The sequence below is a fragment of the Streptomyces sp. NPDC051018 genome (assembly GCF_044456085.1).
In the GTDB taxonomy this organism is placed as follows: Bacteria; Actinomycetota; Actinomycetes; order Streptomycetales; family Streptomycetaceae; genus Streptomyces.
The window spans coordinates 260,018-285,120 of the sequence record NZ_JBITFN010000006.1 but is presented as its reverse complement, the minus strand read 5'-3'; the positions used below and the strand labels follow the sequence as shown (position 1 = coordinate 285,120).

At 71.9% G+C, this 25,103-nt stretch carries 18 protein-coding genes and 1 pseudogene; 8 read left to right on the top strand and 11 right to left on the bottom strand.

Annotated features, from left to right (window positions below):
- Positions 1-25 precede the first annotated feature (25 nt).
- A complete protein-coding gene (locus tag ACIBCM_RS13575; RefSeq protein ID WP_399242555.1) occupies positions 26-1,555 on the bottom strand; it encodes a protein kinase in 1,530 nt (509 codons plus the stop codon).
- 452 nt (positions 1,556-2,007) lie between these two features.
- Here ACIBCM_RS13575 and ACIBCM_RS13570 point away from each other — a divergent pair, with 452 nt between their 5' ends.
- From ACIBCM_RS13570 to ACIBCM_RS13545, 6 genes are all read left to right on the top strand, one after another.
- Complete coding sequence (locus ACIBCM_RS13570; RefSeq protein WP_399242553.1) at positions 2,008-3,636, top strand: protein kinase; 1,629 nt, start codon at positions 2,008-2,010, stop codon at positions 3,634-3,636.
- Positions 3,637-4,062: 426 nt separating this feature from the next.
- Positions 4,063-4,746: a hypothetical protein gene (locus ACIBCM_RS13565; protein ID WP_399242551.1), complete on the top strand. Its 684-nt coding sequence runs from the start codon at positions 4,063-4,065 to the stop codon at positions 4,744-4,746.
- Positions 4,747-4,843: 97 nt separating this feature from the next.
- Positions 4,844-5,512 carry a PadR family transcriptional regulator gene (locus tag ACIBCM_RS13560; RefSeq protein ID WP_399242548.1) on the top strand — a complete coding sequence of 223 codons (669 nt, stop codon included), beginning with the start codon at positions 4,844-4,846 and terminating at the stop codon, positions 5,510-5,512.
- A gap of 600 nt (positions 5,513-6,112) precedes the next feature.
- A complete protein-coding gene (locus tag ACIBCM_RS13555) occupies positions 6,113-6,892 on the top strand; it encodes an ABC transporter ATP-binding protein (RefSeq protein WP_399242546.1) in 780 nt (259 codons plus the stop codon).
- Complete coding sequence (locus tag ACIBCM_RS13550; RefSeq protein WP_399242544.1) at positions 6,889-9,732, top strand: FtsX-like permease family protein; 2,844 nt, start codon at positions 6,889-6,891, stop codon at positions 9,730-9,732. The genes ACIBCM_RS13555 and ACIBCM_RS13550 overlap by 4 nt, the downstream gene beginning before the upstream one ends.
- 95 nt (positions 9,733-9,827) lie before the next feature.
- Complete coding sequence (locus ACIBCM_RS13545; protein ID WP_399242542.1) at positions 9,828-10,367, top strand: bacterial proteasome activator family protein; 540 nt, start codon at positions 9,828-9,830, stop codon at positions 10,365-10,367.
- A 473-nt stretch (positions 10,368-10,840) separates the two neighbouring features.
- Here ACIBCM_RS13545 and ACIBCM_RS13540 read toward each other — a convergent pair whose 3' ends face one another.
- Both ACIBCM_RS13540 and ACIBCM_RS13535 read right to left on the bottom strand, forming a co-directional pair.
- A complete protein-coding gene (locus ACIBCM_RS13540) occupies positions 10,841-11,821 on the bottom strand; it encodes an NAD(P)H-quinone oxidoreductase (RefSeq protein ID WP_399242541.1) in 981 nt (326 codons plus the stop codon).
- A 45-nt stretch (positions 11,822-11,866) separates the two neighbouring features.
- A pseudogene (locus ACIBCM_RS13535) lies at positions 11,867-12,556 on the bottom strand (potassium channel family protein); the annotation flags it as partial.
- A 303-nt stretch (positions 12,557-12,859) separates the two neighbouring features.
- On the opposite strand from ACIBCM_RS13535, the gene ACIBCM_RS13530 reads away from it, so the two are divergent.
- On the top strand, positions 12,860-13,852 hold the full coding sequence (locus ACIBCM_RS13530; protein WP_399242714.1) for a potassium channel family protein: 993 nt from the start codon (positions 12,860-12,862) through the stop codon (positions 13,850-13,852).
- Positions 13,853-14,137: 285 nt separating this feature from the next.
- On the opposite strand, the gene ACIBCM_RS13525 is transcribed toward ACIBCM_RS13530, so the two are convergent.
- The 6 genes from ACIBCM_RS13525 to pdhA all read right to left on the bottom strand — a co-directional run bounded on the left by ACIBCM_RS13525 (position 14,138) and on the right by pdhA (position 22,058).
- Positions 14,138-15,274 (bottom strand): molybdopterin molybdotransferase MoeA, encoded by a 1,137-nt coding sequence (locus ACIBCM_RS13525; RefSeq protein WP_399242539.1) that lies wholly within the window; start codon positions 15,272-15,274, stop codon positions 14,138-14,140.
- Positions 15,275-15,687: 413 nt separating this feature from the next.
- Positions 15,688-16,590, bottom strand: a complete 903-nt coding sequence (locus tag ACIBCM_RS13520; RefSeq protein ID WP_399242537.1) for an NTP transferase domain-containing protein — start codon at positions 16,588-16,590, stop codon at positions 15,688-15,690.
- A 203-nt stretch (positions 16,591-16,793) separates the two neighbouring features.
- Positions 16,794-17,774 (bottom strand): hypothetical protein, encoded by a 981-nt coding sequence (locus tag ACIBCM_RS13515; protein ID WP_399242535.1) that lies wholly within the window; start codon positions 17,772-17,774, stop codon positions 16,794-16,796.
- Between the two features lie 497 nt (positions 17,775-18,271).
- A complete protein-coding gene (locus tag ACIBCM_RS13510; RefSeq protein WP_399242532.1) occupies positions 18,272-19,867 on the bottom strand; it encodes a dihydrolipoamide acetyltransferase family protein in 1,596 nt (531 codons plus the stop codon).
- Complete coding sequence (locus ACIBCM_RS13505) at positions 19,867-20,895, bottom strand: alpha-ketoacid dehydrogenase subunit beta (protein WP_399242530.1); 1,029 nt, start codon at positions 20,893-20,895, stop codon at positions 19,867-19,869. The genes ACIBCM_RS13510 and ACIBCM_RS13505 overlap by 1 nt, the downstream gene beginning before the upstream one ends.
- Complete coding sequence (gene pdhA / locus ACIBCM_RS13500; protein WP_399242528.1) at positions 20,892-22,058, bottom strand: pyruvate dehydrogenase (acetyl-transferring) E1 component subunit alpha; 1,167 nt, start codon at positions 22,056-22,058, stop codon at positions 20,892-20,894. The genes ACIBCM_RS13505 and pdhA overlap by 4 nt, the downstream gene beginning before the upstream one ends.
- A 205-nt stretch (positions 22,059-22,263) precedes the next feature.
- Here pdhA and ACIBCM_RS13495 point away from each other — a divergent pair, with 205 nt between their 5' ends.
- On the top strand, positions 22,264-22,809 hold the full coding sequence (locus ACIBCM_RS13495) for an Lrp/AsnC family transcriptional regulator (protein ID WP_399242712.1): 546 nt from the start codon (positions 22,264-22,266) through the stop codon (positions 22,807-22,809).
- Positions 22,810-22,860: 51 nt separating this feature from the next.
- On the opposite strand, the gene ACIBCM_RS13490 is transcribed toward ACIBCM_RS13495, so the two are convergent.
- Together ACIBCM_RS13490 and ACIBCM_RS13485 are read right to left on the bottom strand one after the other, a co-directional pair.
- Positions 22,861-23,487 (bottom strand): TetR/AcrR family transcriptional regulator, encoded by a 627-nt coding sequence (locus tag ACIBCM_RS13490; RefSeq protein ID WP_399242526.1) that lies wholly within the window; start codon positions 23,485-23,487, stop codon positions 22,861-22,863.
- Positions 23,484-25,025: a 3-hydroxyacyl-CoA dehydrogenase gene (locus tag ACIBCM_RS13485; protein ID WP_399242524.1), complete on the bottom strand. Its 1,542-nt coding sequence runs from the start codon at positions 25,023-25,025 to the stop codon at positions 23,484-23,486. Before ACIBCM_RS13485 ends, ACIBCM_RS13490 begins: the two co-directional genes overlap by 4 nt.
- Positions 25,026-25,103: the final 78 nt, after the last annotated feature.

The window sequence follows — 25,103 nt, the reverse complement described above, 5'->3', positions numbered from 1 at the left end:
TAGGTCTGCCCGGGGGCGCGACCGGTCAGTTAACGCCGGGCGGGCCGCCCGGATTGCCATTCTGGCCGCCCTGAGTGCCGGGGTCGGAGGACCCTGGATCGGGCGAGCCCGGGTCCGGATCGCTCGACGCGGAAGTACTCGGGGGAGGGGACTCGGTCGTGTCGTTCGACTCCGACGCGTCGCCCGACGGCTCCTGCACCGGCGGCGGCTCGGCGGGGCGGCTGTACGTCGACCTACGGGGGCTCTCACGGTACGACGGGGAGTCGTCCACCTCGTCGTCCGGCGACGGTTCCTCCGACGCCGTCGGCGACTTGCTGGTCGTCGGTGCCGGCGACTGGGAGGTCTTCGTGTCGTCCTTGGGCTTCTGGGTCTCGTCCGCCGCGTTGAGCGCGAAGGCGACGCCCGCGACGACCGCCACCACCGCGAGCGCGGCCATCAGCCACACCTTGCCGCGACCGCCCCGGCCGTTGCGCCTCGGCCCGCCGGCGTAACCGCCGTCGTCCGGGTTCATGGGCGGCAGGATCGGTCCCTGCGAGGTGTCTCCGTGTGCCGAGGGGTGCACGGCCGTCGGACCGGTGACGCCCTGGGGAGGGGTGCCTCCCTCGTACATCCCGACCGGGCCGGTGTTCCAGCTGCCGTTGTGGCTGCCCTGCTGCTGGAGCATCTGGAGCGCGTACTGCACCAGCCCGCGCATCTCCTCCGAGCTCTGGAACCGGTCGTCCGGATCCTTCGCGAGGGAGCGCATCACCAGGCCGTCCAGCTCCGGCGGCACCGCCTCCAGGACCTCGGACGGCGGCACCGGGATGTCCTGGACGTGCTGGTAGACCACCGACAGCGGGGTCTCCCCGGTGAACGGGGGCCGCAGCGCCAGCAGTTCGTAGAGCAGACAGCCCGTCGCGTAGAGATCGGAGCGGTGGTCGACCGCCTTGCCCAGCGCCTGCTCGGGCGAGAGGTACTGGGGTGTGCCCATGACCATGCCGGTCTGCGTCATCGTCGTGGAAGCGCCGTGCAGGGCGCGCGCGATGCCGAAGTCCATCACCTTCACCGCGCCGGAGTTGGTGATGATCACATTCGCGGGCTTGATGTCACGGTGCACGATGCCGTGCTGGTGGGAGTAGGCCAGTGCCTCCAGCACCCCGGAGACGATGATCAGCGCCTGCTCGGCCGGGGGCGCCTCCGCGTTGAGCAGCAGATCGCGGATCGTCCGGCCCTCGACCAGCTCCATGATGATGTACGGGACGGCCTGGCCGCCCACCTCGTCCTCACCGGAGTCGTAGACCGCCACGATGGCGTGGTGGTTCAGCCCCGCGACCGACTGCGCCTCGCGGGTGAAGCGGGCCTTGGAGACCGGGTCCTCGGCGAGATCCGCGCGCAGCAGCTTCACGGCGACGGTGCGGCCGAGCCGTACGTCCTCCGCCGCGAACACCTCGGCCATGCCGCCGCGTCCGAGGCGGTGCGTCAGGCGGTAGCGGCCGTCGCCGACCAGCCCGCCGGCGCCCCAGGAGTCAGCCGGTTCCGGCACGCCGCCGACGCCTGCTTCGGGTTCGGGTGCCATCAGTCCTCGCCGTCGTAATCCATGGAGCCGTCGTGTCTGGTGAAGCCGTCGTGCCGGGTGGGGCCGTTGTGAAGCCGCCCGTGTGCGGGTGGAACCACCGTGAATCCGTGGCGGTGCCGTGTAGCGGTGCCGTGTATCTGTGTATCAGTGGATCTGTGTAGCGTGCCGGGATTCGTTCTGCTGCCTCACGCTACAGCCTTCGTACGACAGGACCGCCCGGGATGGACCGGTCATCAAACCCGCTGTGAGCACGGCCACGCAAATCCCCGCCGATCCGGTAACGCTTGCGGGACCTTGTCGTGCGTACGGTCACGGAACGGGCACCCGGCTTGACGTGTCGGGTGCCTCAGGCAGACTTGCCACGTAAAACGAACGGATCGCGGATCATCGCGCGCCGCCGGTGACCGCGCAAGTCGGCACCCGGCTCTTCGCGCCGAGGGGGAAGCACAGTCATGAGCCAGGACGGCGCGCAGGGCCGCCATGCGGGCGGTTCCGTGGCAGGTGGCCGGTATCAGCTCCGCGATCTGCTCGGTGAGGGCGGGATGGCCTCCGTCTATCTGGCGTACGACTCCGCCCTGGACCGTCAGGTCGCCATCAAGACCCTGCATTCGGAGCTGGGACGCGAACAGTCCTTCCGCGAGCGGTTCCGGCGTGAGGCGCAGGCTGTGGCCAAACTGTCGCACAGCAATATCGTCTCGGTCTTCGACACCGGCGAGGACACGCTCGACGGCTCGCTGATGCCGTACATCGTCATGGAGTACGTGGAGGGCGCGCCGCTCGGCTCCGTGCTCCACGAGGATGTCCGGCGGTACGGGGCGATGCCCGCCGACAAGGCGCTGCGGGTGACGGCCGATGTCCTGGCCGCGCTGGAGACCAGCCATGAGATGGGCCTGGTCCACCGGGACATCAAGCCGGGCAATGTGATGATCACCAAACGCGGTGTCGTCAAGGTGATGGACTTCGGCATCGCGCGAGCCATGCAGTCCGGCGTCACCTCGATGACACAGACCGGCATGGTCGTCGGAACCCCCCAGTATCTGGCGCCGGAGCAGGCGCTCGGGCGCGGTGTGGACGCGCGCTCCGATCTGTACTCCGTCGGCATCATGCTCTTCCAGCTGCTCACGGGCCGGCTGCCGTTCGACGCGGACTCACCGCTGGCCATCGCGTACGCGCATGTGCAGGAGGAGCCGGTCGCCCCCTCGACGATCAACCGGTCCATCACCCCGGCGATGGACGCGCTGATCGTCCGTGCGCTGAAAAAGAACCCGAACGAGCGATTCCCGAGCGCCGCGGCGATGCGGGACGAGTGTCTGCGGATCGCCGCCGCGGGCGGGACGGCCGCGCCGGCGATCCTCCCCGGCGCCCCGGTGGCGAGCGGTTCGGGTGTGGGCTCGGCGGTCTTCCCGCCCGTGGACCAGTCGGCGCTGCACGCCCCCGCCCCGGGCGTGCAGACGCCCTACCAGCCGGGTCCCTACGGGACGCCGACCCCGCCCCCGGCCGTGGGGCAGCCGACGCCGCAGTACGGCTATCCGCCGGTCGCCGGGCAGCACTCCCCGGCCGGGTACCAGGGGCCGACGGTGGCCCCGGCCCCGTACGCCATCTCGCCGCAGCAGACGGGTCGGAACGGGGGAGGTGGCGGGGGCGGCCGGGGCAAGCATGTGCTGCTGATCGCCGTCAGCTCCGTGCTGGGGCTGCTGGTGGTCGCCGGTCTGGTCAAGGCGCTCACGGACGGCGACTCCGGGGACGACGCGGGCGGCGGGGGCAGCAGCCCGAGCCCGTCGGCGAGCGAGGCGGTCATCCCGCCGGACCGTACCCGCACGATCGAGTCCACGAAGTGCTCGGACGCGCTGGAGGACGGCTCGGACCCCTCGAAGGTCTACGCGCCCGATCTCCGCTACCGGGACGTCCTCTCCGTGAAGGAGTGCCTCCGCTCCGCGGGGTGGACCTGGAAGATCACCGAGGTCGACAACCCGCAGTACCCGAAGGACGCTGTGGTGGGCCAGTTCCCGAGCCAGGGTCAGGGCGTCCTGCCGAAGAACCAGGAGTTCGAGCTGGAGATCTCGACGGGCAAGTCGGGCTGAGGAGCCCCCGGGACACGGCCACCGGGCTGCGTGACGACCCTGGCCCTCCCCGGCACGTCGGCTGAGGGAACCCCGGGACCCTCGCCCTGTTCACGGCGCCCCGCCCGCCGTTCACGGCACACCACCCGGTTCGGGCGGGCGTACGTGCGGGAGGCGCCGGGCCCGTACCCGTGGGTGCTGCTTCTGAGCGGGCCTACCTCTGGGCACTACCTCTGAGCGGGCCACCCTGGGCGCTGCTTCTGGGCTGGCCGCCCCTGGGCGGGGCCGCCGCCGAACGCTCCCGCACCCCTTCGCGCTGCCGGCCGTCCCCGCCCCGCCGAACGGCCCGGCCGCATCTGCATACCTCCGCCCGAGATGCCAGATTTATCACATTATGTGACTCTGAGTCCGTCGTCACGGCCGCTCGGTACGGGAGGGAGTCACCCGGTGATTCCAAGTCTCCGCACACGGTGCGCGATCGCGGTCGCCTCGCTCGTCGTGCTGACCACGCCCCTCGCCGCCTACGCGGAGGAGTCCGCGGTACCCGATACGGCGCCTTTGCCGGGACGGCCCGCCGTGCCCCACGCCACCGCCCCGGCGGAGCGGCCCCCGGCCCCCGCCCTCCCGACCGCCGTGCCACCCGCCCCCTCACCGGCCGTACCGGCACCCGCCGCGCCCGCGCCCGCCGTGTCACCGTCGCTCGCGGGACGGCCCGCGGGCGAGGGGCGGCCCCGGCCCGGGCGTCCCCCCGTGAGCATTCCGCCCCCCGAAGCCGGTGAGACGGCCGCCACCGAGACGGAGCCCGGCCCGTCCACGAGCGCCCCCGTGTCACAATCCCGTCCCGGTTCGGCCTCCGCCTCGGCTCCCGCGCTCCGTCCTTCCGCCCAGCCCCAGGAGCCCCGAACCCCCCTTATGGAGGACGACCCCCCTCTGACGGACGACGAAGAGGTGGCCGTGGAGGAGCCGGAGCCGTCGCTGAGCCCGGACGCGGCCGCCGCCGCACGTCAGCGGCCCGCGCAGGCCGCTCCCCAGCCCTCGGCGCAACAGGTCTCACCGGCCTCCCTCGGCCTCGGAATCGCGCTCATGGGTCTCGGAATCGGCTTTCTGGGCGTCCGTATGAGGCGACGCTGACCGCGCGTACACCGCAGTGTCCCCCTTGAGACGGACCCCCGGATGTCCGTCCGACGACGGTTGGCCCGGCGCAACATACCCGGTATACATACCGAGTATGTCCATCCGTCACGGGCTCCTCGCCCTCTTGGAACACGGGCCGCGTTACGGCTCCCAGCTCCGTTCGGACTTCGAATCCCGCACCGGGGCCACCTGGCCGCTCAACGTCGGCCAGGTCTATACGACCCTCAGCCGGCTGGAGCGCGACGGCATGGTCGCCCAGAACGGTGCGGACGACGCGGGCCACGACCTGTACGTCATCACCGAGGCGGGGCGCAGCGAGCTGATGAGCTGGTTCGAATCGCCCGTCGACCGCAGCAGCCCGCCCCGGGACGAGCTGGCCATCAAGCTCGCGATGGCCATCGGCGCCCCGGGCGTGGACGTCCGCGCCGTCATCCAGTCCCAGCGCCATCACACCGTGAAGGCGATGCAGGACTACACCCGGCTCAAGGTCCAGGCGCTCGCCGAGATCGAGGCCGGGACCACGGGCGGGGAGGCGAGGGAGCGTGATGTGGCCTGGCTGCTGGTCCTGGAGCAGCTGATCTTCCAGACCGAGGCCGAGGCGCGCTGGCTCGACCACTGCGAGGCCCGGCTGATCCGGCTCTCCGTCACGGCCGAACGGAGAGCGGCACAGCACCCGACGACGGCCGCCCCGCTGCTCGGACAGTCCTCGCCGTCGGTGCCTTCCGAGGCCCTCGGCGGGGTTTCCGGGCAGCCCCCGGGCTGACCCGCCCGACCCGCACCATCACCTGCGTCACCACCCGCGTCACCACCAGCACGATCATCCGTACCGACCGGTCCGCCGGGTCCGCGCACCACGGCCACGGCCACGGACCCAGTCAAGGGCACGGGCCCCGGCCCCGGTCCCACAACCACAACCACAACCACACAGGCTTCCGCCGTACCGGCTCCGGCGGCACGGGAACCTCCGCGGTGGAGGCTTCCGCACCGCAGGGCCTCCCGCACCGCACGAGCTTCCGCACCGCACGTCCTGCCGCACCACTCGGGCCTCCGCACCACACGGCTCAGCCACGACCCGGTTCAGTCCGACCCGGTTCAGCTCGACTCACTTCGAATCGACCTCGAATCGATCTCTGACCGAATCGACCTCGGACCGGATCGACCTCGGACCGGATCGGATCGGCTGAGCCCGGTCCGGCTCAGCTCGGATTCACCGGCCCGATGAACCTCGGAGCCCACGCCCTCGGATTCCCGCGCACCATCCGGGGACCCGGAGGCGGAGGACTCCACCCGAACCCGCAGGGCCTCGCCGGCTCCCCAGCCCCACAGGCCCTTCGCTCATTCCGCTCAAGGGGGGAACCCACCCATGTCCGAATCCCAGCCCCATCAGTCGCAGCAACCACAACAGACCCAGGGCTCACAGCGTCCGGTGCTCCAGCTCCAGCAGGTGGTCCGGATCCACGGCAGCGGGGCGACCGAGGTACACGCGCTCCGGGGCATCAACCTCGATGTGTTCCCCGGCGAACTCGTCGCCGTCATGGGCCCGTCGGGCTCCGGCAAGTCCACGCTGCTCACCATCGCGGGCGGCCTCGATATGCCCACCTCGGGCCAGGTGATCGTCGAGGACACGGACATCACCACGGCCGACCGCAAGAAGCTGGCCGCGCTGCGCCGCCGCAGCATCGGCTATGTCTTCCAGGACTACAACCTCATCCCGGCGCTGACCGCCGCCGAGAATGTCTCCCTGCCGCGTGAACTGGACGGCACCTCCGCCCGCAAGGCCCGGGTCGAGGCCCTCGCCGCCCTGGAGGAGGTGGAACTGGGCCATCTCGCGGACCGCTTCCCGGACGAGATGTCCGGCGGCCAGCAGCAGCGCGTCGCCATCGCCCGCGCCCTGGTCGGCGACCGGCGGCTCGTCCTCGCCGACGAGCCGACCGGCGCCCTGGACTCCGAGACCGGCGAATCCGTGCTGGCGCTGCTGCGCGCCCGCTGTGACTCGGGCGCCGCGGGTGTCCTCGTCACCCATGAGCCGCGCTTCGCGGCCTGGGCGGACCGGGTCGTGTTCCTGCGTGACGGCGCGGTCGTCGACCAGACCGTACGCACCGAGGCGGACTCCCTGCTGTCCGGCCAGGCGGCCGAGCTGTGAAGACCTGGTACCACTCCTGGCGGGCCGCGATCAGGATCGCCCGCCGTGACGCCTGGCGCGCGAAGGGGCGGAGTTCTCTCGTCCTCGCGATGATCGCCCTCCCCATCCTGGGTGTCAGCGCCGCCGATGTGACCCTGCGCAGTGTGGAACTGTCCGCCGAGCAGAAGCTGGAGCGGTCGCTGGGAGCCGCGGACGCCCGGATGGACGACCCCGGTCTGGGCGGGGCGCCCCTGATGCAGGCACCCGACCCCGACACCTTCTCGATGGTCGGGAAGCACGAGGACCGTCCCTTCCCCGAGGGCAGGACCGAACTGGCCAAGGCCCTGCCCCCGGGGGCCAGGTCTCTGACCGACGCGCTCGGCCGGGCCAAGGTCCATACGGAACACGGTCTGCTGAGCACCGAGATCCGGGAGCTGAAGGCCACGGATCCGATGGTCGAGGGGATCATGACCCTGAAGAAGGGCCGGCTCCCGCAGAAGGCCGAGGAGGTCATGGCGACCACCGCCTTCCTCGACCACAGCGGTCTGCGTGTGGGCTCCCGGCTCACGGCCCGGCATCTGGACCGCGCGTACACGATCGTGGGCGCGTACGAGCTTCCCGGCACGCTCGAGACCGACCAGGTCAACGCCCTGCCGGGCTCCCTTCTCGCACCGCTCGACAAGGCCCTGGCCAAGCTTGAGCTGCCCACCACGGAGTCGAGCACCAGCCATCTGGTGACGGTCAAGGGTGGTTTCACGTGGAGCATGGTCAAGGCGGCCAACACCAGGGGTGTGACGGTCGAGTCACGTGCCGTCACCCTGGATCCGCCGGCCGACTCCGAGGTCCCGCTGTACCAGCAGCCGGACTGGCAGAACTGGCAGCCCGGTCCGGCGGCGGACGCCGCCGCACTCGCCGCGGTCGCCACGGTCGTCGGTCTCGCGATCCTGGAGATCTGTCTGCTGGCGGGGCCCGCCTTCGCGGTCGGAGCCCGGCGCTCACGCCGGCAGCTCGGCCTCGTCGGGGCCAACGGCGGAGACCGCAAGCACATCCGCGCCATCGTCCTCGCGGGCGGTCTGGTGATCGGGCTGTCGGCGGCGGTCATCGGCACTGTTCTCGGAGTGCTGCTCACCCTTGTGCTCAGGCCGGTCCTGGAAGGCTATGGCGGCAGCCGGTTCGGCGGTATCGACATCCGGCCCCTGGAGCTTCTCGGTATCGGGGCGCTCGCCGTGTTCACGGGTGCGATGGCCGCGCTCGTACCGGCGATCACCTCGTCCCGCCAGCCCGTGCTGGCCTCGCTCACCGGCCGCCGGGGGATCCGCCGGAGCAGCCGCGTACTGCCGGTGATCGGTCTCATCGCCGTCGCGCTCGGCGCGGCCGTCGCACTGGCCGGATCCATGTTCATGGACAGCATCGTCGTGGTCGGGCTGGGAGCCGGTATCGCCGAACTCGGCGTTGTCGCCCTCACCCCGGCCCTGGTCGGGCTGTTCGGCCGGCTGGGACGCTTTCTGCCGCTGTCCCCCCGGCTCGCCCTGCGGGACGCGGTACGCAACCGGGCGCGTACGGCCCCGGCGGTGGCCGCGGTGCTCGCGGCGGTCGCGGGCACGGTCGCGGTCGCCACCTACGCCGCCAGCGAGGATGCCCAGGCGCGGGCGCAGTACACGCCCCGGCTGCCCCACGGCGCGGTCCTGGCGCTCGACGAGCAGAGCGCCCGGGACGTCCCCGCCATCCGCTCCACCGTGCAGCGCATGCTGCCGGTCGCCGAACGGGCCGATGTGGACCGGATCGTCGTCGGCAAGCCCAGTTGTTCCTCATGGGACTGGAGCAACGGCTGCGGGCGCCACGAGTTGGTCCTGCCTCCGGCCCACCGCTGCCCGCTCGAGGCCGTGGGCGAGACCGGGGACCCCGCGCGGAACTACACGGTGGCGGAACGGCGCAAGCTCGCCGGGGACTGGCGCTGCAAGGACTCGGGCAGCTTCTACTACAGCAATACCCCCGTCCTGGTGGGCGACCAGAAGCTGCTCAAGGCACTCGGCATCAGCGATCCCGGGGTGGCCAAGGCACTGGAGTCAGGCAAGCCGGTCGCCTTCGACAGGCGCTACTACGACGCCGGGGGCAAGATCGGCATCCGGATGATCACCGACGTCGAGGCCGCCGACGAGGCACAGGCACAGAACAAGGAGGTCCCCGGCGTCGTCAAGTCCTTCGACACCTACCGGGCACCCGAGGACACCGACGCCTACGGCATCTCGGTAATCCTTCCGCCCTCGGCGGCCAAGGCGGCAGGGATGACCACGGTCCCGTACGGCGCTTTCTACGCGACGGACAGGATGCCGACCGGCAAGGAGCGCCAGCAGCTGGACGGCGAGCTGGCGAAGATCGGCGACGACATCTCGCTCCATATCGAGGAGGGCTATGTCAGCGAGTCCGATATCGCGATGGTGGCACTCGCCGTCTTCGCCGGTCTGATCACCATCGGGGCCGCCGGAATCGCCACCGGCCTCGCCCAGGCCGACGCGGAGGCCGATCTGAAGACCCTGGCGGCCGTCGGTGCGCCGCCACGGGTACGCAGAACGCTCAGCGGGTTCCAGTGCGGAGTGGTGGCCCTGATGGGGGTGGTCCTCGGATCGGCGGCGGGAGTGCTGCCGTCGATCGGGCTGCTGCTCACCGAGCGGCGCGACCAGATGGAGATGTACCGGCAGGCCCTTGACGCCGGCTACGCAGGTACGAAGCCCTTCATACCCATCGTGATGCCCTGGCCGACCCTGCTCGCCCTGCTGATCGCGGTCCCCGTCGGTGCGGCGCTCCTCGCGGCCCTGGTGACCCGCTCCCGAGGCGCTCTGGCCCGCCGGGCGGCCTCATAACAGTTCACCTGCGGTTTTGTGCCCCCGTACAGGAGTGATCATTCCTGTACGGGGGCACACCGCGTGATGAAGCGTCTGTGCGAGAGAATGGCTGCATGGAGATGCCGAGGAATGAACGGTCGCAGGAGAGCCCCCATGTTCTGGTCGTGGGGCAGGACGGTATGGCACTCGGCGGCGGTGACGGCGACGACGAATCGCGCGAGGTCCCGGTGACGGAGATGGTCGAGCAGCCCGCGAAGGTCATGCGGATCGGCAGCATGATCAAGCAGCTGCTGGAGGAGGTCAGGGCGGCACCTCTGGACGAGGCGAGCCGTGTCCGCCTCAAGGAGATCCACGCCGGTTCGGTCAAGGAGCTGGAGGACGGGCTCGCGCCCGAGCTCGTCGAGGAGCTGGAGCGCCTCTCCCTCCCCTTCACCGATGATGCGATCCCCTCCGAGGCGGAGCTCCGTATCGCCCAGGCCCAGCTGGTCGGCTGGCTGGAAGGTCTTTTCCACGGTATCCAGACGGCTCTGTTCGCCCAGCAGATGGCGGCGCGGGCCCAGCTCGAACAGATGCGCCGCGCTCTTCCGCCCGGGGTCTCCCACGACGACGACAACGCCCAGCACGGCCCGGTCCGCTCCGGTCCGTACCTGTAGGGTCCGCCGGGGCCGTATCCGCCGGGCCAGTATCCATAGGGTCCGGTCCGCTCCGGCGGTATCTGTGGGCCCGGTCCCGCTCCGGCCGTATCTGTAGGACCGGTCCACTCAGGCCCGTACCCGTTACCCATACCCGTACGAGCCTGACCGGATCGGACCGTGAGGGCGAGTGAGGCAGCCCGCCGGCCCCGGCAGGCTGCCTCGGGTCGGCGGAGGGCGCTTGCGGCACTCGCGGCGCTCGCGCCGGCGGATGCGGAGGTGCCTCGGGGCGGCGGAGGCGCCTGGCGACCACCGGGCGCCGGCGGAGGCGGAGGTGCCTCGGGGCGGCCGAGGCGCCTGGCGACCACCGGGCGCCGGCGGAGGCGGAGGTGCCTCGGGGCGGCCGAGGCGCCTGGCGACCACCGGGCGCCGGCGGATGCGAATGTGCCTCGGGGCGGCGGAGGCGCCTGGTGTCGGCCGAGGCGGTTACAGGGTCAGTCCGTGCGCAACAGCACCTTGCCCACATGCGTCCCCGACTCCAGCACCCGGTGCCCCTCCGCCGCCTCCCGCAACGGCAGCTCGCAATCCACCACGGGCCGGATCCGGCCCCCCTCGATCAGCGGCCAGACGTGCTCACGGACCGCCGCCACGATCGACGCCTTCTCACCCAGCGGGCGCCCCCGCAGCGAGGTCGCGGTCACCGCCGCACGCTTGCCCAGCAGCGTCGCCAGATTCAGCTCGCCCTTGACCCCGCCCTGGAGGCCGATCACCGCGAGCCGCCCGTTGACCGCGAGAGCCCGTACATTCCGGTCCAGATACTTCGCGCCGATGATGTCGAGGATGACGTCCGCCCCGTCCCCCTGCGTCTCCTTGCGCAGTTCGTCCACGAAGTCCTGCTGCCGGTAGTCGATCAGAATGTCCGCGCCCAGCTCCGCACACCGCTCCAGCTTCTCGGGCGTGCCCGCCGTGACGGCCACCCGGGCGCCCACCGCCTTGGCGAGCTGGATCGCCATGGTGCCGATACCGCTCGAACCGCCGTGGATCAGCACCGTCTCACCCGGCCGCAACCGCGCGATCATCAGCATGTTCGACCATACGGTCGCGGTCACCTCGGGCAGCGCCGCCGCCGTGACCACGTCCAGCCCCCGCGGTACGGGCAGCAACTGCCCCACGGGCACCGCCACCTTCTCCGCGTAACCGCCGCCCGCGAGCAGGGCGCACACCTCGTCGCCGACGCTCCACCCCGAGATCCCCGGGCCGAGGGCCGTGATCCGGCCCGAGCATTCGAGTCCGGGATACGGGGACGCCCCCGCCGGCGGCTCGTAGAAGCCCTGTCGCTGAAGCAGATCCGCGCGGTTGACCGCGCTCGCCGCGACCTCGACGAGGACCTCGCCCTCGCCGGGTACGGGATCGGGCACTTCGGCCCAGACGAGCGCCTCGGGGCCGCCGGGTTCGGGAATCGTGATCGCATGCATGGCCGCGAGGCTACTCCGGCCCTCTTCCGTCGCCCCGTCCCGCCATCACTTCCCGCGCCGGTTTCCCCTGTGGGGCGCCACCGAGCCGTCCGCCCGCACAATGGTGATGAGACGGTCCGTCAACTGGAGCGGACTGGCCGCGGGGTCGTCGTATCCGAGCAGCCGGTGCCCCCGCAGCACGCTCACCACCAGGTCGTCGGTGTCCCGTACATGCAGACCCACCTCCGCCTTTATGACCGGCCGCTCGACGAGATCGAGCCCGCTGCCCTGCTGGATCAGGTCCTCCATCACCGCCCCCGCGCTCGGGCTCAGTACGGACAGGCCGAGCAGCCGCCCCGCCGCGCTGGCACTCGTGATGACCGCGTCCGCGCCGGACTGCCGCAGCAGGGGCGCGTTCTCCTCCTCGCGTACGGCCGTGACGATCTTCGCGTCCTTGTTCAGCTGGCGCGCCGTCAGCGTGACCAGTACCGCCGTGTCGTCCCGCTGGGTGGCGATGACGATCCGCCGCGCCCGCTGCACCTCCGCGCGGATCAGCACATCGCTCCGGGTCGCATCGCCCACGACCCCCGCGAACCCGTCCGCGATCGCGCCGTCGACGACCTTGCTGCTCGGGTCGACGACGACGAAATGGTCCTTCCTCAGCCCCGTCGCGGTCAGCGTCTGAATCGCGGAACGACCCTTCGTTCCGAAGCCGACAATGATGGTGTGGTCACGCACGTCATGCCTCCAACGCTCATCCGCACCCAACTTCGTGCCCGACCGGTGTCCGCCCCGGGAGCCGACCGTATCGACCGCGCCCCCCGTACGGACCCGTACCGGGTTCACGGACACGTGTCGAGCCTTGCTCCCCACTCGCCCGCAAGATCCGCGACCATGGTCACTCATGCCGACCGACTGGGCCAACGCCGGAGGGGAACCGCGATGAAGGGCGACAAACAACCGCCGCCCAAGGCAGGGAGATTCTCGATCCTGCGCTCTCTGTGGTACCGCTCACGCAGCGAGGCCAAGGACGACGCCGAGGCCGGACGCTCCATCAGCATGCCGACGCAGGCGGCCGTTCCGCCGCTCCAGCAGGTGCTGCGGCGGCTGGCCATGGCCCTGCTGGTGCTGGCGGTCACGACACTGCTCGTCTGGCTGGACCGTTCCGGCTACAACGACAACGCGGACGGCAAGGTCGACTTCCTGGACGCCGCGTATTACACGACGGTCACCCTCTCCACCACCGGTTACGGCGATATCGCCCCGGTCAGCGACGCCGCGAGGCTGACGAACATCCTCGTCATCACGCCCCTGCGCGTGGTGTTTCTGATCATCCTGGTCGGTACCACCCTCGAAGTGCTCACCGAGCGCACCCGGCAGCAGGTACGTGTCCACCGCTGGCGCTCCCGTATGCGTGACCATGTCGTCGTGGTCGGATACGGCACCAAGGGCCGGCACGCCATCGAGACCCTGCGGGGCCAGGGGATCACCAAGGACAAGATCGTCGTGGTGGACCCCCAGCAGAAGGCCGTGGACGCCGCCGGCGCGGACGGCCTCGTCGCGGTCCTCGGCGACGCCACCCGCTCCCGTACGCTGCTGCGCGCCGAGTTGCAGACCGCCGCCCGGGTGATCATCGCCCCGCAGCGGGACGACACCGCGACCCTGGTCACCCTCACCGCGCGCCAGCTCAACAAGCGCGCCGCCATCGTCGTCGCGGTCCGGGAGGACGAGAACGTACCGCTGCTGAAGCAGAGCGGCGCGGACACCGTCGTCACCAGCTCCAGCTCGGCCGGCCGGCTGCTGGGGGTGTCCACGGCCAGCCCGCATGTCGCCGACACCCTGGAAGACCTGATGACGCACGGCACCGGACTGAGCCTCATAGAGCGCTCCGTGGCCAAGGACGAGGTGGGACGCTCACCGCGCGAATGCGCGGACCTGGTCGTGGCGGTCGTCCGCCGGAAGACGATGCTGGATTACGCGGACCCGGAGGCCGCGAGTCTTCAGTTCGGGGACCGTCTGATCACCATCAGCCGGGAGGAGCCGCCTCGCTGAGCCACGGATCACGGGTCACGGATGGACGGGCCGTGGTACGGCTGCCGGGTCGTGGTACGGCTGCCGGGCCGTGGTCACGGATGACCCGGCCGTGGTCACGGAGAGTGTTTCACGTGAAACACCCCCTTGGCAGGGGGCAGCACCGTGAGTGACCCGGCCCGGAGGGCCGTCGGTGTCGCCGTTCAGGGGCCGGGGGCATCCCGGTTCAGGGCGTCCGGGGCACGGGTCCCCTGGCCGGGACCGTCAGCTCGGGTCCACGGAAGATCCACTCGGGTTCATATGAGTTCAGCTCGGGGTCCACGGGAGGTCCAGGACCTCCAGCTCCTCGCCGTGCCGGGCACCGGCCGGCGGTACGACCGCCAGCCCGTCGGCGGCGGCGATCCCCCGCAGCATCGCGGGCCCGTTGTAGTGCAGCGGCACCAGATACCCGGCCCGGTGGACGACCGGCACCAGCCGGGTGTCGTACGGATGGGCCCGCACCTCGCCCCGCAGGGGCGCACGGTACGGAACGGGGGCGGGCAGTCCCGCCAGTCCCCGCAGCAGCGGCTCGGCGAGCGTGAGCAATCCGGACACGGCCGCGAGCGGGTTGCCCGGCAGCCCCACCAGATGTCCGGCCGGCGAATCCTCCCCACCGGCCTCCGTTCGGGCGGGGAGACGGGCCAGCAGCATCGGATGCCCCGGCCGGACGCCGACCCCGTCGACCAGCAGCTCCGCGCCCGCCTTCCGCAGGACGGAGTGCACATGGTCGACCGGCCCTGCGGCCGTGCCACCGGTGGTGAGAACGAGGTCGGCACCCGAGGCCGTGACGGCCCGGTACAGCGCTCCCGCGTCGTCGCCGAGCCATCGGGTGGCGACGGTCTCGGCACCCAGGGCGTCCAGCCAGGGGCCGAGCATCGGCCCGAGGGCGTCCCGGATGAGCCCGTCGTACGGCAGTCCCGCGGCGAGCAGCTCATCGCCGAGGACGAGGATCTCGACGGTCGGCCTGGGGACGACGGCCAGTTCGTCGTAGCCCGCCGCCGCCGCGAGCCCGAGGGCCGCCGGGGTCACCAGGGCCGCCGCGGGCAGCAGCAGATCCCCGGAGCGGCACTCCTGGCCCCGCGGCCGGATGTCCTGCCCGGGGGTCACCCGCCGATCGGCGTACAGCAGCCGCTGCCCCGCGTCGGTACGGGCGTGCTCGGCACGGATCACCGCGGTGGCCTCGGGCGGGATACGGGCGCCGGTCGCGATACGTACCGCCGTACCGTCCTCCAGCGGCGGGGACTCACCGCGTCCGGCGAGGATCGATCCACCGGCCTGAAGGGCCCAGGGTCCGGGGCCCGCGACGGCCCAGCCGTCCATGGCGGAGGTGTCGAACGAGGGCAGATCGCACAGTGCGGTGAGCGGCTCGGCCAGCACATGGCCGATGGACTGCCCGAGCGGCACCCTCTGCGCCCGCCGCGGTACGGCACGTCCGAGGCGCCCGGCGAGGCTCCGTGCCTCGGGCCACGCGGTCGCACGGTGGGCATCTGATTCCGGCTCCGCGCCGCCGCCACGTCCCGGCCCGGGGCCGCGACGCCCGGCAGCGTCCCGGTGGCTTCCCCGGCGCCGCACCAGCGCGAGGGCGTCCTCCACACCGTCGGAACCCGCTGCGGTCGCGGTCCCGGTCGCGGTCCCTGTCTCGGTTCCGGCGCCCGTACGGGCCCCTGTTCCAGTGTCTGTACGGGTCCCTGTGCCGGTTCCGGCCTCACCACCGGCGTCCCGGCCGGCGGCGGATCCGGTGGCGGGCTCTGCGACGGGGCCGGAGGGTTCGCTGGTGCCCGGTCCGAGGCGCGCGGCCCGGAGACGGTTCTGGCCGCTCATTCCGCGTCGGTCCGGTCGGGTCCGCCCGCCGGCGGGTTCTGTTCCGCCTCCCGGGCCCAGCGCAGGGCGAGCGCGGTCGCCCTGCGCGCGGCCTCCGCGACCGCCTCGGGGCCGCCGTCCCGCATGGACGCCGCCGCGTACCCCACGAGAAACGTGGTGAGCGGCGCGGCGGGGCGTGCGACGCCGTGCGCGGCGTCACGGGCGAGGTCGAGCAGCGTCTTGGTGTCGACGTCGAGGTCGACACCGAGTTCGTCCTTGACCGCTGTGATCCATTCGTCCAGCACGTGCTCATGCTCCCTGATATGAGCCCTGGCGGTCGAGATGTCCTCCCAGGTGTCGCAGTCGAAGGAGGCGAGCGGGTCCGCCTCGACCCTGATGAGGTCCAGTTCCTGAGTGAGCAGCCGCAGCGGGAGCCCGGCCAGTGCCCCGTACTCGGTGGCGAGAAGCGCGATCTCCCTGCGGAGCGGTTCGGTCCGGTACGCGGCCACCAGCGGCTGCTCCCGCCCTCCGGCATCGATGAGCAACGCCCCCTCGCGTCCACCCGCGCTCAGGGCCTCGACCAGTCGGCGCACGGTCGGCTCACCGAGGAACGGCAGATCCGCCGAGAGCACGAGCACGGCCTCCGAATCCGCCCCGAGCTGTCGCGTCCCGGCGTCCAGCGCGGCGACCGGACCACTGCCCGGCGGGTCCTCATGGGCCCAGACGACAGGGCGCGCGGTCGGCCTGCGCCCTCCGACGACCACGGTCCGCCGGGCGCCCCGACAGGCACCGAGCACCCGATCGAGCAACGCCCGCCCGCCCACACTCAGCCCGGGCTTGTCCGCCCCACCGAGCCGCTTCGCGGCGCCTCCGGCCAGCACGATGGCGTCATACGCGGTATTGCCCCGGGTCGCGGTCATGCCTTGCAGTATGTGCCGCGCCCCGGAACCACGGAACACCGAGTCGATCACCCCGACCCGCCCGTCCACTCCCGGAGTCCCCCCGCCCAGGACCGGCCGAGGGTGGACGGGGCCGGGGTGGGCGGGCACGGAGCAGGCCGGAGGCAAGGCCAGGTGGGCAGGTCCTGGGCGGACGCGGCCGGGTGGACGGTCTGCCCGGCGGCCTACGCCGTCTCGCTCCGGCCCTCCTGGAACGAGCCACCTCGCGTACTCGGCTTTCCCGCGCTCGCGGCTCCGTCCGTCATAAGCCTCAGCTCTCCGTCAGTCGCGGGCCGCAGCGTCAGCAGGATGTGCCGGGCTCCGGGCAGATCGGCCTCGTTTCCGTCGATGGTCACCGTGTGGGCCAGGCCGTCGCGGCGCAGCACCAGTTCCTGGCGTACGGCACTGCCGCCGTACGTCACCAGCTGACGGCCGTCACCGTCGTCCGTACACCGGATGGGTACACCGAAGGGAACGGGACAGCCTTGCGCGTCGCGGCGCCGGGTGTCCGCTCCAGAGCGCTCCACGCCAAGGTGCAGATCCGGTGAGCCGGGGCGGGTGTAAGTGGCTCCGAACCCGTCCTCGCTCGCCCCGACGGATTGGAGTACGTAGCCGGTCGGTGGTTCGCCGACGCGCAGCAGTGCACGGTCCACCCGGTTGTCGGCGATCCATTCGTCGGGTGTGGGCGGCTGGGCGGCCTGCCAGGAGACGTAGCCCCCGCCGACGGCGAGGGCGGCCGCGGTGGCGAGGGCGGCCGCCCGGATCCGCGTTCCCGGGAGGAAGAACGCGGCGGCGAGCGCGTAGCAGACGCCTCCCGAGAGATACAGCGCCGCCAAGTCGTTCTCCCCGTCGTAGACGCGGAAGTGCACCGCTGCGGCCCCGATGGCGCCTGCGGTTCCGAGTCCGTACACCGCCGCTGCCCATATCCACAGACCCCGCGCCCGGCGGGTGAGCGGCACCAAGGAGCGTGCGGAGAGCGCGAAGCCCGCGAGAAGGGAGACCGCAAAGGGCATCACAGCGACGAGGGCGGCCACGGGCGGCTCGGCGTCGTCGGAGACGAGTCCGATGACCACCGCGACGAACTGGACGCCGGTGAGAAAACAGCCAACTGCCCCCACCCCCACAAGGTGGGCGAGCACCGGCACCATGTCGTTCCTGCGGACCATACTCTATGAGCACGCAGATGCGGACGCCACGGTTCCCGGGCGGGAGAACTCATGTTACGACTGCCGTGGCAGCCGTCCCACGCCGGCTCGCGTGGCCGTCCCCAGGCCGAGTGCGGGCCGCACGGCCGTGGTGCGCCCCGTCTCAGCAGGCCCGAGGCGTACCGGGGGAAGGCCGGGTGACCGGGCCGCCGTGCGCCCACGGGCCCAGGGCGCAGAGTCCGGCGGAACCGGCGCCCCCGGTGTACGGCGCCGATGCCGCAGTCGCACCAGACCGCGACGGGGGGCTGCCGCTGGAACCGGTGGAGTGCCCATGAGGTCATCGAGGAGACGGAAGCCATGCCCGCAGCCACCCCTCCCTCGCCACGGGCCCGGCAGGCGACCCGGCCGCCGGGGTCGGCCGGTCGCCCATCCACAGCCACCGGACGCCGGTCACCCACCCCCGACCACCAGCCACCCCGCCACCCGCCATCGGTCGGCAGACGGCAGACGGCAGACGGCTACAGCGTCCGCAGCAGCACCGTCGGCTGCTCCACACAGTCCGCGACGTACCGCAGGAACCCGCCCGCGGTACCGCCGTCGCACACCCGGTGGTCGAAGGTGAGCGAGAGCTGGACCACCTGGCGCACGGCCAGCTCCCCCTGGTGCACCCATGGCTTGGGCACGATCCTGCCGACCCCCAGCATCGCCGCCTCCGGGTGGTTGATGATCGGAGTGGAACCGTCGACACCGAACACCCCGTAGTTGTTCAGCGTGAAGGTGCCGCCCGTCAGTTCGGCGGGGGTCAGCTTCCCCTGCCGGGCCGACTCGGTCAGCCGCCCGAACTCCTCGCTCAACGACTCGGCGGAGCGGCTGTGCGCGTTCCGCACGACCGGGACGACGAGCCCGCGCTCCGTCTGCGCCGCGAACCCCATGTGCACCTCGGGCAGCCGCACGATCTCCCGGGCCTGGAGGTCCACGGTGGAGTTCAGCTCGGGATAGCGGGCGAGGGCCGCCGTACAGATCCGGGCGAGCAGCGCGAGCACCGATATCTTCGGCCCGCCCGCCGCGTTCATCGCGGCCCGCGCGGCCATCAGCTCCGTCGCGTCCGCGTCGACCCAGCAGGTGGCGTCCGGGATTTCGCTCCGGCTGCGGGACAGCTTGTCGGCCACGGTCCCGCGGACGCCCCGCAGCGGTATCCGCTCGCCCCCGGTGGAGGCCCCGGCGGCGATGCCCACCGGCTCGGGGGCGGGCGGCGCTTCGGCGGCCCGCATGGCGTGCTCGACGTCCGCGCGCAGGATCAGCCCGTCCGGACCGGAACCGGTCAGCTGCCGCAGGTCCAGCCCGTGCTCCCGGGCGAGCCGCCGCACGAGCGGGGAGACCACGGCCACGGGGCCACCGTCCACCCCCGCGTCGGCCCCCACGTTCCCGCCGTCGGACCGGACCGGCCGATCCGCCCGGACAGCGGTGGTGACGGGCCCCGACTCGGCGGCGGAACGCCCCTGGGCACCGGGCGGCGCGGCGGATACGGGGGCCGCCGCTGGGGCGGCCGGAGTCGGCCGGACCCGCCGCCGACGGGCCGCGGGCGCCCCCGTCCCGTACCCGACGAGCACATTGCCCGACGATTCACCACCGCTTCCGGAAGCCCCCGAGCCGCCGCCCGGAGAACCGCCCCCGGATGATCCGGCGGAACCAGTTGGCCCGGTCGAACCCGTTGAACCTGAGGAACCCGTTGGACCGCCCGAACCCGTCGGACCGGCGGATCCTCTTGAACCGCCCGCCCCCGGGGGACCTGTGGTCCCCGTGGGCTCTGAAGACCCCGAAGACCCCACAGCTCCGGGCCCCGGGGCCTCCGGTCCGCCGTCCGCCGCGGCGCCCACCGCGACCGTGATCAGGGGCGCCCCGACCGGAAGTTCCGTACCCTCCTCGCCGAAACGGGCGGTCACCACACCCCCGTAGGGGCAGGGCACCTCCACCATCGCCTTGGCCGTCTCGACCTCGACCACGGGCTGGTCGACGGCGACGACATCGCCCACCGCGACCAGCCAGCGCACGATCTCGGCCTCGGTGAGCCCCTCGCCGAGATCCGGCAACCTGAATTCGAGCACCTGAGCCATCAGCTCTCCGCCTCCCACTGCAACCGCGCCACCGCGTCCAGCACCCGGTCCACTCCAGGCAGATGGTGCCTCTCCAGCATCGGCGGCGGGTAGGGAATGTCGAATCCGGCCACCCTCAGCACGGGAGCCTCCAGGTGGTGGAAGCAGCGCTCCGTCACCCGTGCGGCGATCTCGCCCCCCGGACCGCCGAATCCGGTCGCCTCATGGACGACGACCGCCCGCCCCGTACGCCGCACGGACGCGCAGACGGTCTCGTCGTCGAACGGCACCAGGGTGCGCAGATCGACGACCTCCAGGTCCCAGCCCTCGGCGGCCGCCGCCCGGGCCGCCTCCATACAGACCGGCACGGAGGGCCCGTAGGTGATCAGCGTGGCGCTGCTCCCCCGGCGCCGGACCACAGCGCGCCCCAGGGGCTCCACCGGGGCGGGAGCCTGTGGTGACCAGGCCGCCTTCGACCAGTACAGCCGCTTCGGCTCCAGGAAGATCACCGGATCGTCCGAGGCGATGGACGCCCTGAGCAGCCCGTACGCGTCCTCGACGGTCGCCGGTGTGACGACATGGAGCCCCGGGGTCGCCATGTAGTACGCCTCGGACGAGTCGCTGTGGTGCTCGACGCCGCCGATGCCCCCGCCGTACGGCACCCGGACGGTGATCGGCAGCGGCATCGCGCCCCGGGTGCGGTTGCGCATCCGGGCCACATGGCTGATCAGCTGCTCGAACGCCGGATAGGCGAAGGCGTCGAACTGCATCTCCACGACCGGCCGCAGCCCGTACATCGCCATGCCGACGGCGGTGCCGAGGATGCCCGCCTCCGCCAGGGGCGTGTCCGTACAGCGCCTGTCGCCGAACTCCTCGGCGAGCCCGTCCGTGACCCTGAAGACCCCGCCGAGTGCGCCGACGTCCTCGCCCATCACATGGACGGACGGGTCCGCCGCCATGGCGTCGCGCAGGGCACACCGCAGTGCCTGCGCCAAGGTGGCGGGCTTCACCGCGGGCTCGGCCTGGGGCGGGGTCGTGGCGGTGGTCATCGGGTCCCTCCCTCCACGCCCGACGGGTCCGCGTCGAGTCCCTCGGCCTCCAGCTCGGCGCGCAGCTGCGCGGCCTGCTCGCGCAGCTGGCCGGTCCGCTCGGCGTAGACATGGGCGAACAGGTCCATCGGGTCGAGCCGCGCGTCCGCGTTCATCCGCTCGCGCAGCCGTGCCGCCATCGTCTCGGCGGCCTCGGTGACCTGCGCTCTCCGGTCGTCGTCCAGCAGGCCCCGCTCGGTCAGCGCGCGCTCCAGAAGCAGGATCGGATCGTGGTCGCGCCATGCCTCGACCTCGGCGTCGCCGCGGTAGCGGGTGTCGTCGTCCGCGTTCGTATGCGCCTCCATGCGGTAGGTCACGGCCTCGATCAGCGTCGGGCCACCGCCCCGGCGGGCCCGCGCCACTGCCTCGGAGAGCACCTGGAGGACCGCGGGCGCGTCGTTCCCGTCGACGAGGCGGCCCGGCATCCCGTAACCCACCGCCTTGTGGGCGAGGGAGGGCGCTGCGGTCTGCTTGGCCAGCGGTACGGAGATCGCGAAGCCGTTGTTCTGCACCAGGAAGACGACGGGGGCCTGCCACACGGCCGCGAAATTCAGCGCCTCGTGGAAGTCGCCCTCGCTGGTGCCGCCGTCGCCGACCATCGCGAGCGCGACGACGTCGTCCCCCTTGAGCCGGGCCGCGTGCGCCAGTCCCACGGCGTGCGGCAACTGGGTGGCGAGGGGAGTGCACAGGGGGGCGATCCGGTGCTCGTGCGGGTCGTACCCCGTGTGCCAGTCGCCGCGCAGCAGGGTCAGGGCCTGCACGGGGTCCAGTCCGCGCGCCACGGCCGCGAGGGTGTCGCGATAGCTCGGGAAGAGCCAGTCCCGGTCCTCCAGCGCCAGGGCGGCGGCCACCTCGCACGCCTCCTGGCCGGTGCTCGACGGATAGACGGCGAGCCTTCCCTGCCTGGTCAGAGCGGTTGCCTGGGTGTTGTACCGACGGCCGCGGACCAGCTCGGCGTACAGCGTCAGCAGCAGCTCGGAGTCGACGCCGGCGGCGGCATCGGTGCCGAGCACCCGGTACGGCTCGGGGTCCGGGAGCAGGGGTGCGGGGTCGGTGCGGGGCTGCCACGCCGGGGGCGGGGTGGGCCGGTACGCGACGGCCCCGGGCAGCTCCTGCACTGTCATGCTGCTCTTTCGCAACGCGAGCACCTCCTCGAGGGAGCGACGGAACGAGGCGGCCGGCGATGGCGCGCCTCCCCTACCGATTGTTCGGTCGTTGACGCAATTTGGCTACAGGCGGCTTCAGCCTGTGGACAAACGGTTCTCCACAGCCTGAGATAGACACAGGTCGTCCATGGCAGGGAGGCGGGGGGACATGGCAGCTGAACAAATGGCCGAGGGCGGGGACCGTACCGAGCAGGCGTCTCCACCACGGGCGCTCGACGCCATCGACCGTGACATCCTGCGCATCCTCCAGTCGGACGGGCGGGCCTCGATACGTTCCGTCGCCGAGCGGGTCCATGTGTCACGCGCCAACGCGTACGCCCGGATCAACCGGCTCATCGACGACGGGGTGATCCGGGGTTTCAGCGCCCGTATCGACCATGAGCGCGCGGGCCAGGGAGCGTCCGCGTACATCACGCTCAAGATCGTGCAGAACTCCTGGCGCACGGTCCGCGAGCGGCTGGAGGCGCTGCCGGGCGCGGCCCATATCGCCCTGGTCAGCGGTGATTTCGACGTACTGCTGCTGGTGCACACACCGGACAACCGCACCCTGCGCGAACTGGTCCTGACCCGGCTCCAGGCCATCCCCGAGGTGCTGTCCACCCGTACGCTGCTGGTCTTCGAGGAGACGGATCCCGATCCCGTGCCGGACTCCGGGCGGCCGAGCCGCCCGAGCCATACGGTTCCGTCCCCGGACGCCGAGCAGCTCTGAGAAGGCGCCTGACGGCGGCTCAGGCCGCCGCATCGGAGCGGGTGCCCCCGGTCAGGTCTCCGCCGCGCCGGAGCGAGTGGCCCCCTGCTGCCCCGTCCGCAGCCCGTCGAAGGCGATGCGCACCACCGTCTCGGCCAGCCGCTCGCCCTCGTATCCGCTGCCCGGATGCGGCCGGTACCACTCCACCAGGGAGTTCACCATGCCGAAAAGCAGCCTCGTGGCGAGCCGGATGTCCACGTCCGCGCGGAGATCGCCGTCCGCCGCCGCGGCCTTCAGCAGTTCGGCGACCCTCTGGTCGAACTCCCTGCGTCGCTCCATCGCCCACCGCTCGGTCCTGGTGTTGCCGCGCACGCGCAACAGCAGCGTCACATACGGCAGATCGGCCATCAGCACCTCCACGGTGCGCCGGGTCACGTACTCGACGCGCTCGATGGCCCGCCCGCGCTGCGCCCCCGGCTCGTCGAGCACGGCGAAGAGCCCGTCGAGCGCCCGGCTCACAGCCCTGCGCAGCAACTCCTCCTTGCCCGCGACATGGTGGTAGATGGACGACTTGGAGATGCCCGCCGCCTTGGAGAGATGCTCCATCGAGGTGCCGTCGTAGCCGCGCTCGTTGAAGACGCGCACGGCCACCGTCAGCAGCGTCTCGGGCGTGTAGGTGTCGCGCTTGGCCGTGGTCATGAGACGTCGCCCTCTCCCTCGCCCGCGTCGTAGCGACGACGGAGCGCGAGGCCGGGGGCGTAGCGCCCGCCCGGCACGCACTGATGGAGGTTCTCCAGCAGGATGTGGGCCCAGCCGACGGGCAGCCGGCGGTTCCATTCGAGGGGGCCCAGCGGGTGGTTCACCCCGAGCCGCATCGCCGTGTCGATGTCGTCCTCGGTCGCGACGCCCTTGGCCACCGCTTCGGCGGCGATGTCGATCAGCATCGCGACGGTACGGGCCACGATCATGCCCGGTACGTCCTCGATGACGCTGACCTTCTTGCCGAGCGCCTGGAACAGCCCGGTCGCCTCCTGAAGGGTGCGTTCCGCGCCGTACGGGGCAGGGGCGAGCGCGATCCGGGTGGCGGCCCGGTAGTCGGGCGAGAGATCGAAGTACACGAGGTCCCGTCCGGCGGTCGGCGCCCCGAGGGTGAGCTCCAGATGGCCTCCGCCGGGCAGCACCAGTCTGGTGCCCATGTACGCGTCTTCCCGGGTGACGGGGATACCGGCCTCGGCGATCATGTCGAGCAGCTGCGCCGCGGGACCCGGATCGCCCTGCGCGGTGACCTGGGCGGGAGCGTCGGCGGGGGGCGCGGTGACCGGCTCGGGCCGGTCGGCGCCCTCCCCGTAGTCGTACCAGCCGCGGCCCGTCTTACGGCCCAGCAGCCCCGCCTCCACGAGCCGCCGCTGAGCCAGGGAGGGCGTGAACTTCACATCGTGGAAGAAGGAGTCCCATACGGAGCGTGTGACGGCCTCGTTGACGTCCTGGCCGATCAGATCGGTCAGTTCGAACGGGCCCATCGGGAATCCGCCGCACTCACGCAGGACGGCGTCGAGGGTGGCGGGGTCGGCGCCCCGCTCCTCGTGGATCGCGAAGGACTCCGCGTAGAAGGGTCTGGCCACCCGGTTGACGATGAACCCGGGCAGATCGGCGCAGCGCACCGGGGTCTTGCCCCAGGCCGCCGCGGTCGCCCACGCGCGCGTGGCGGACTCCTCGTCGGTGGCGAAGCCGCTGACGACCTCGACGAGGGGGAGCAGGGGAGCGGGGTTGAAGAAGTGGAGTCCGACGACGCGTCCGGGCCGCTTCAGGGGACCCGCCACGGCGGTGACGGAGAGCGAGGAGGTGTTGGTGGCGAGCAGGCAGTCGTCCTCGACGATCGCCTCCAGCGCGGCGAACAGCTCCTGCTTGGCCGCCAGTTGCTCGACGACGGCCTCCACGACGAGCGCCGCGTCGCCGAGCCGGGCGAGATCGTCCTCCGGACGCAGCCGGGCGTGTGCCGCGTCCCGCTCGGCGGCGTCCATACGCCCCTTGTGGACCAGCCGGTCCAGCCGGGCACCGATGTCGTCGGCCGCCCGCGCAGCCCGGCCGGGTACGGCGTCGTAGAGCCGTACGGGGTGGCCGGCGGCGAGGGCGACCTGGGCTATGCCCCGCCCCATGGTCCCGGTGCCGACCACGGCGACGACCCGGCTCCGGTCGACGGCCCCCCGGGTGACGGGGCTCTGCTCGGTGACGGTCATGGAGGTGATCCTCCCCGATGAGTTTTCCACAGGTTTGACGGGCCCCCTTGTACCGACCGATCGTTCGGTTACTCTAAC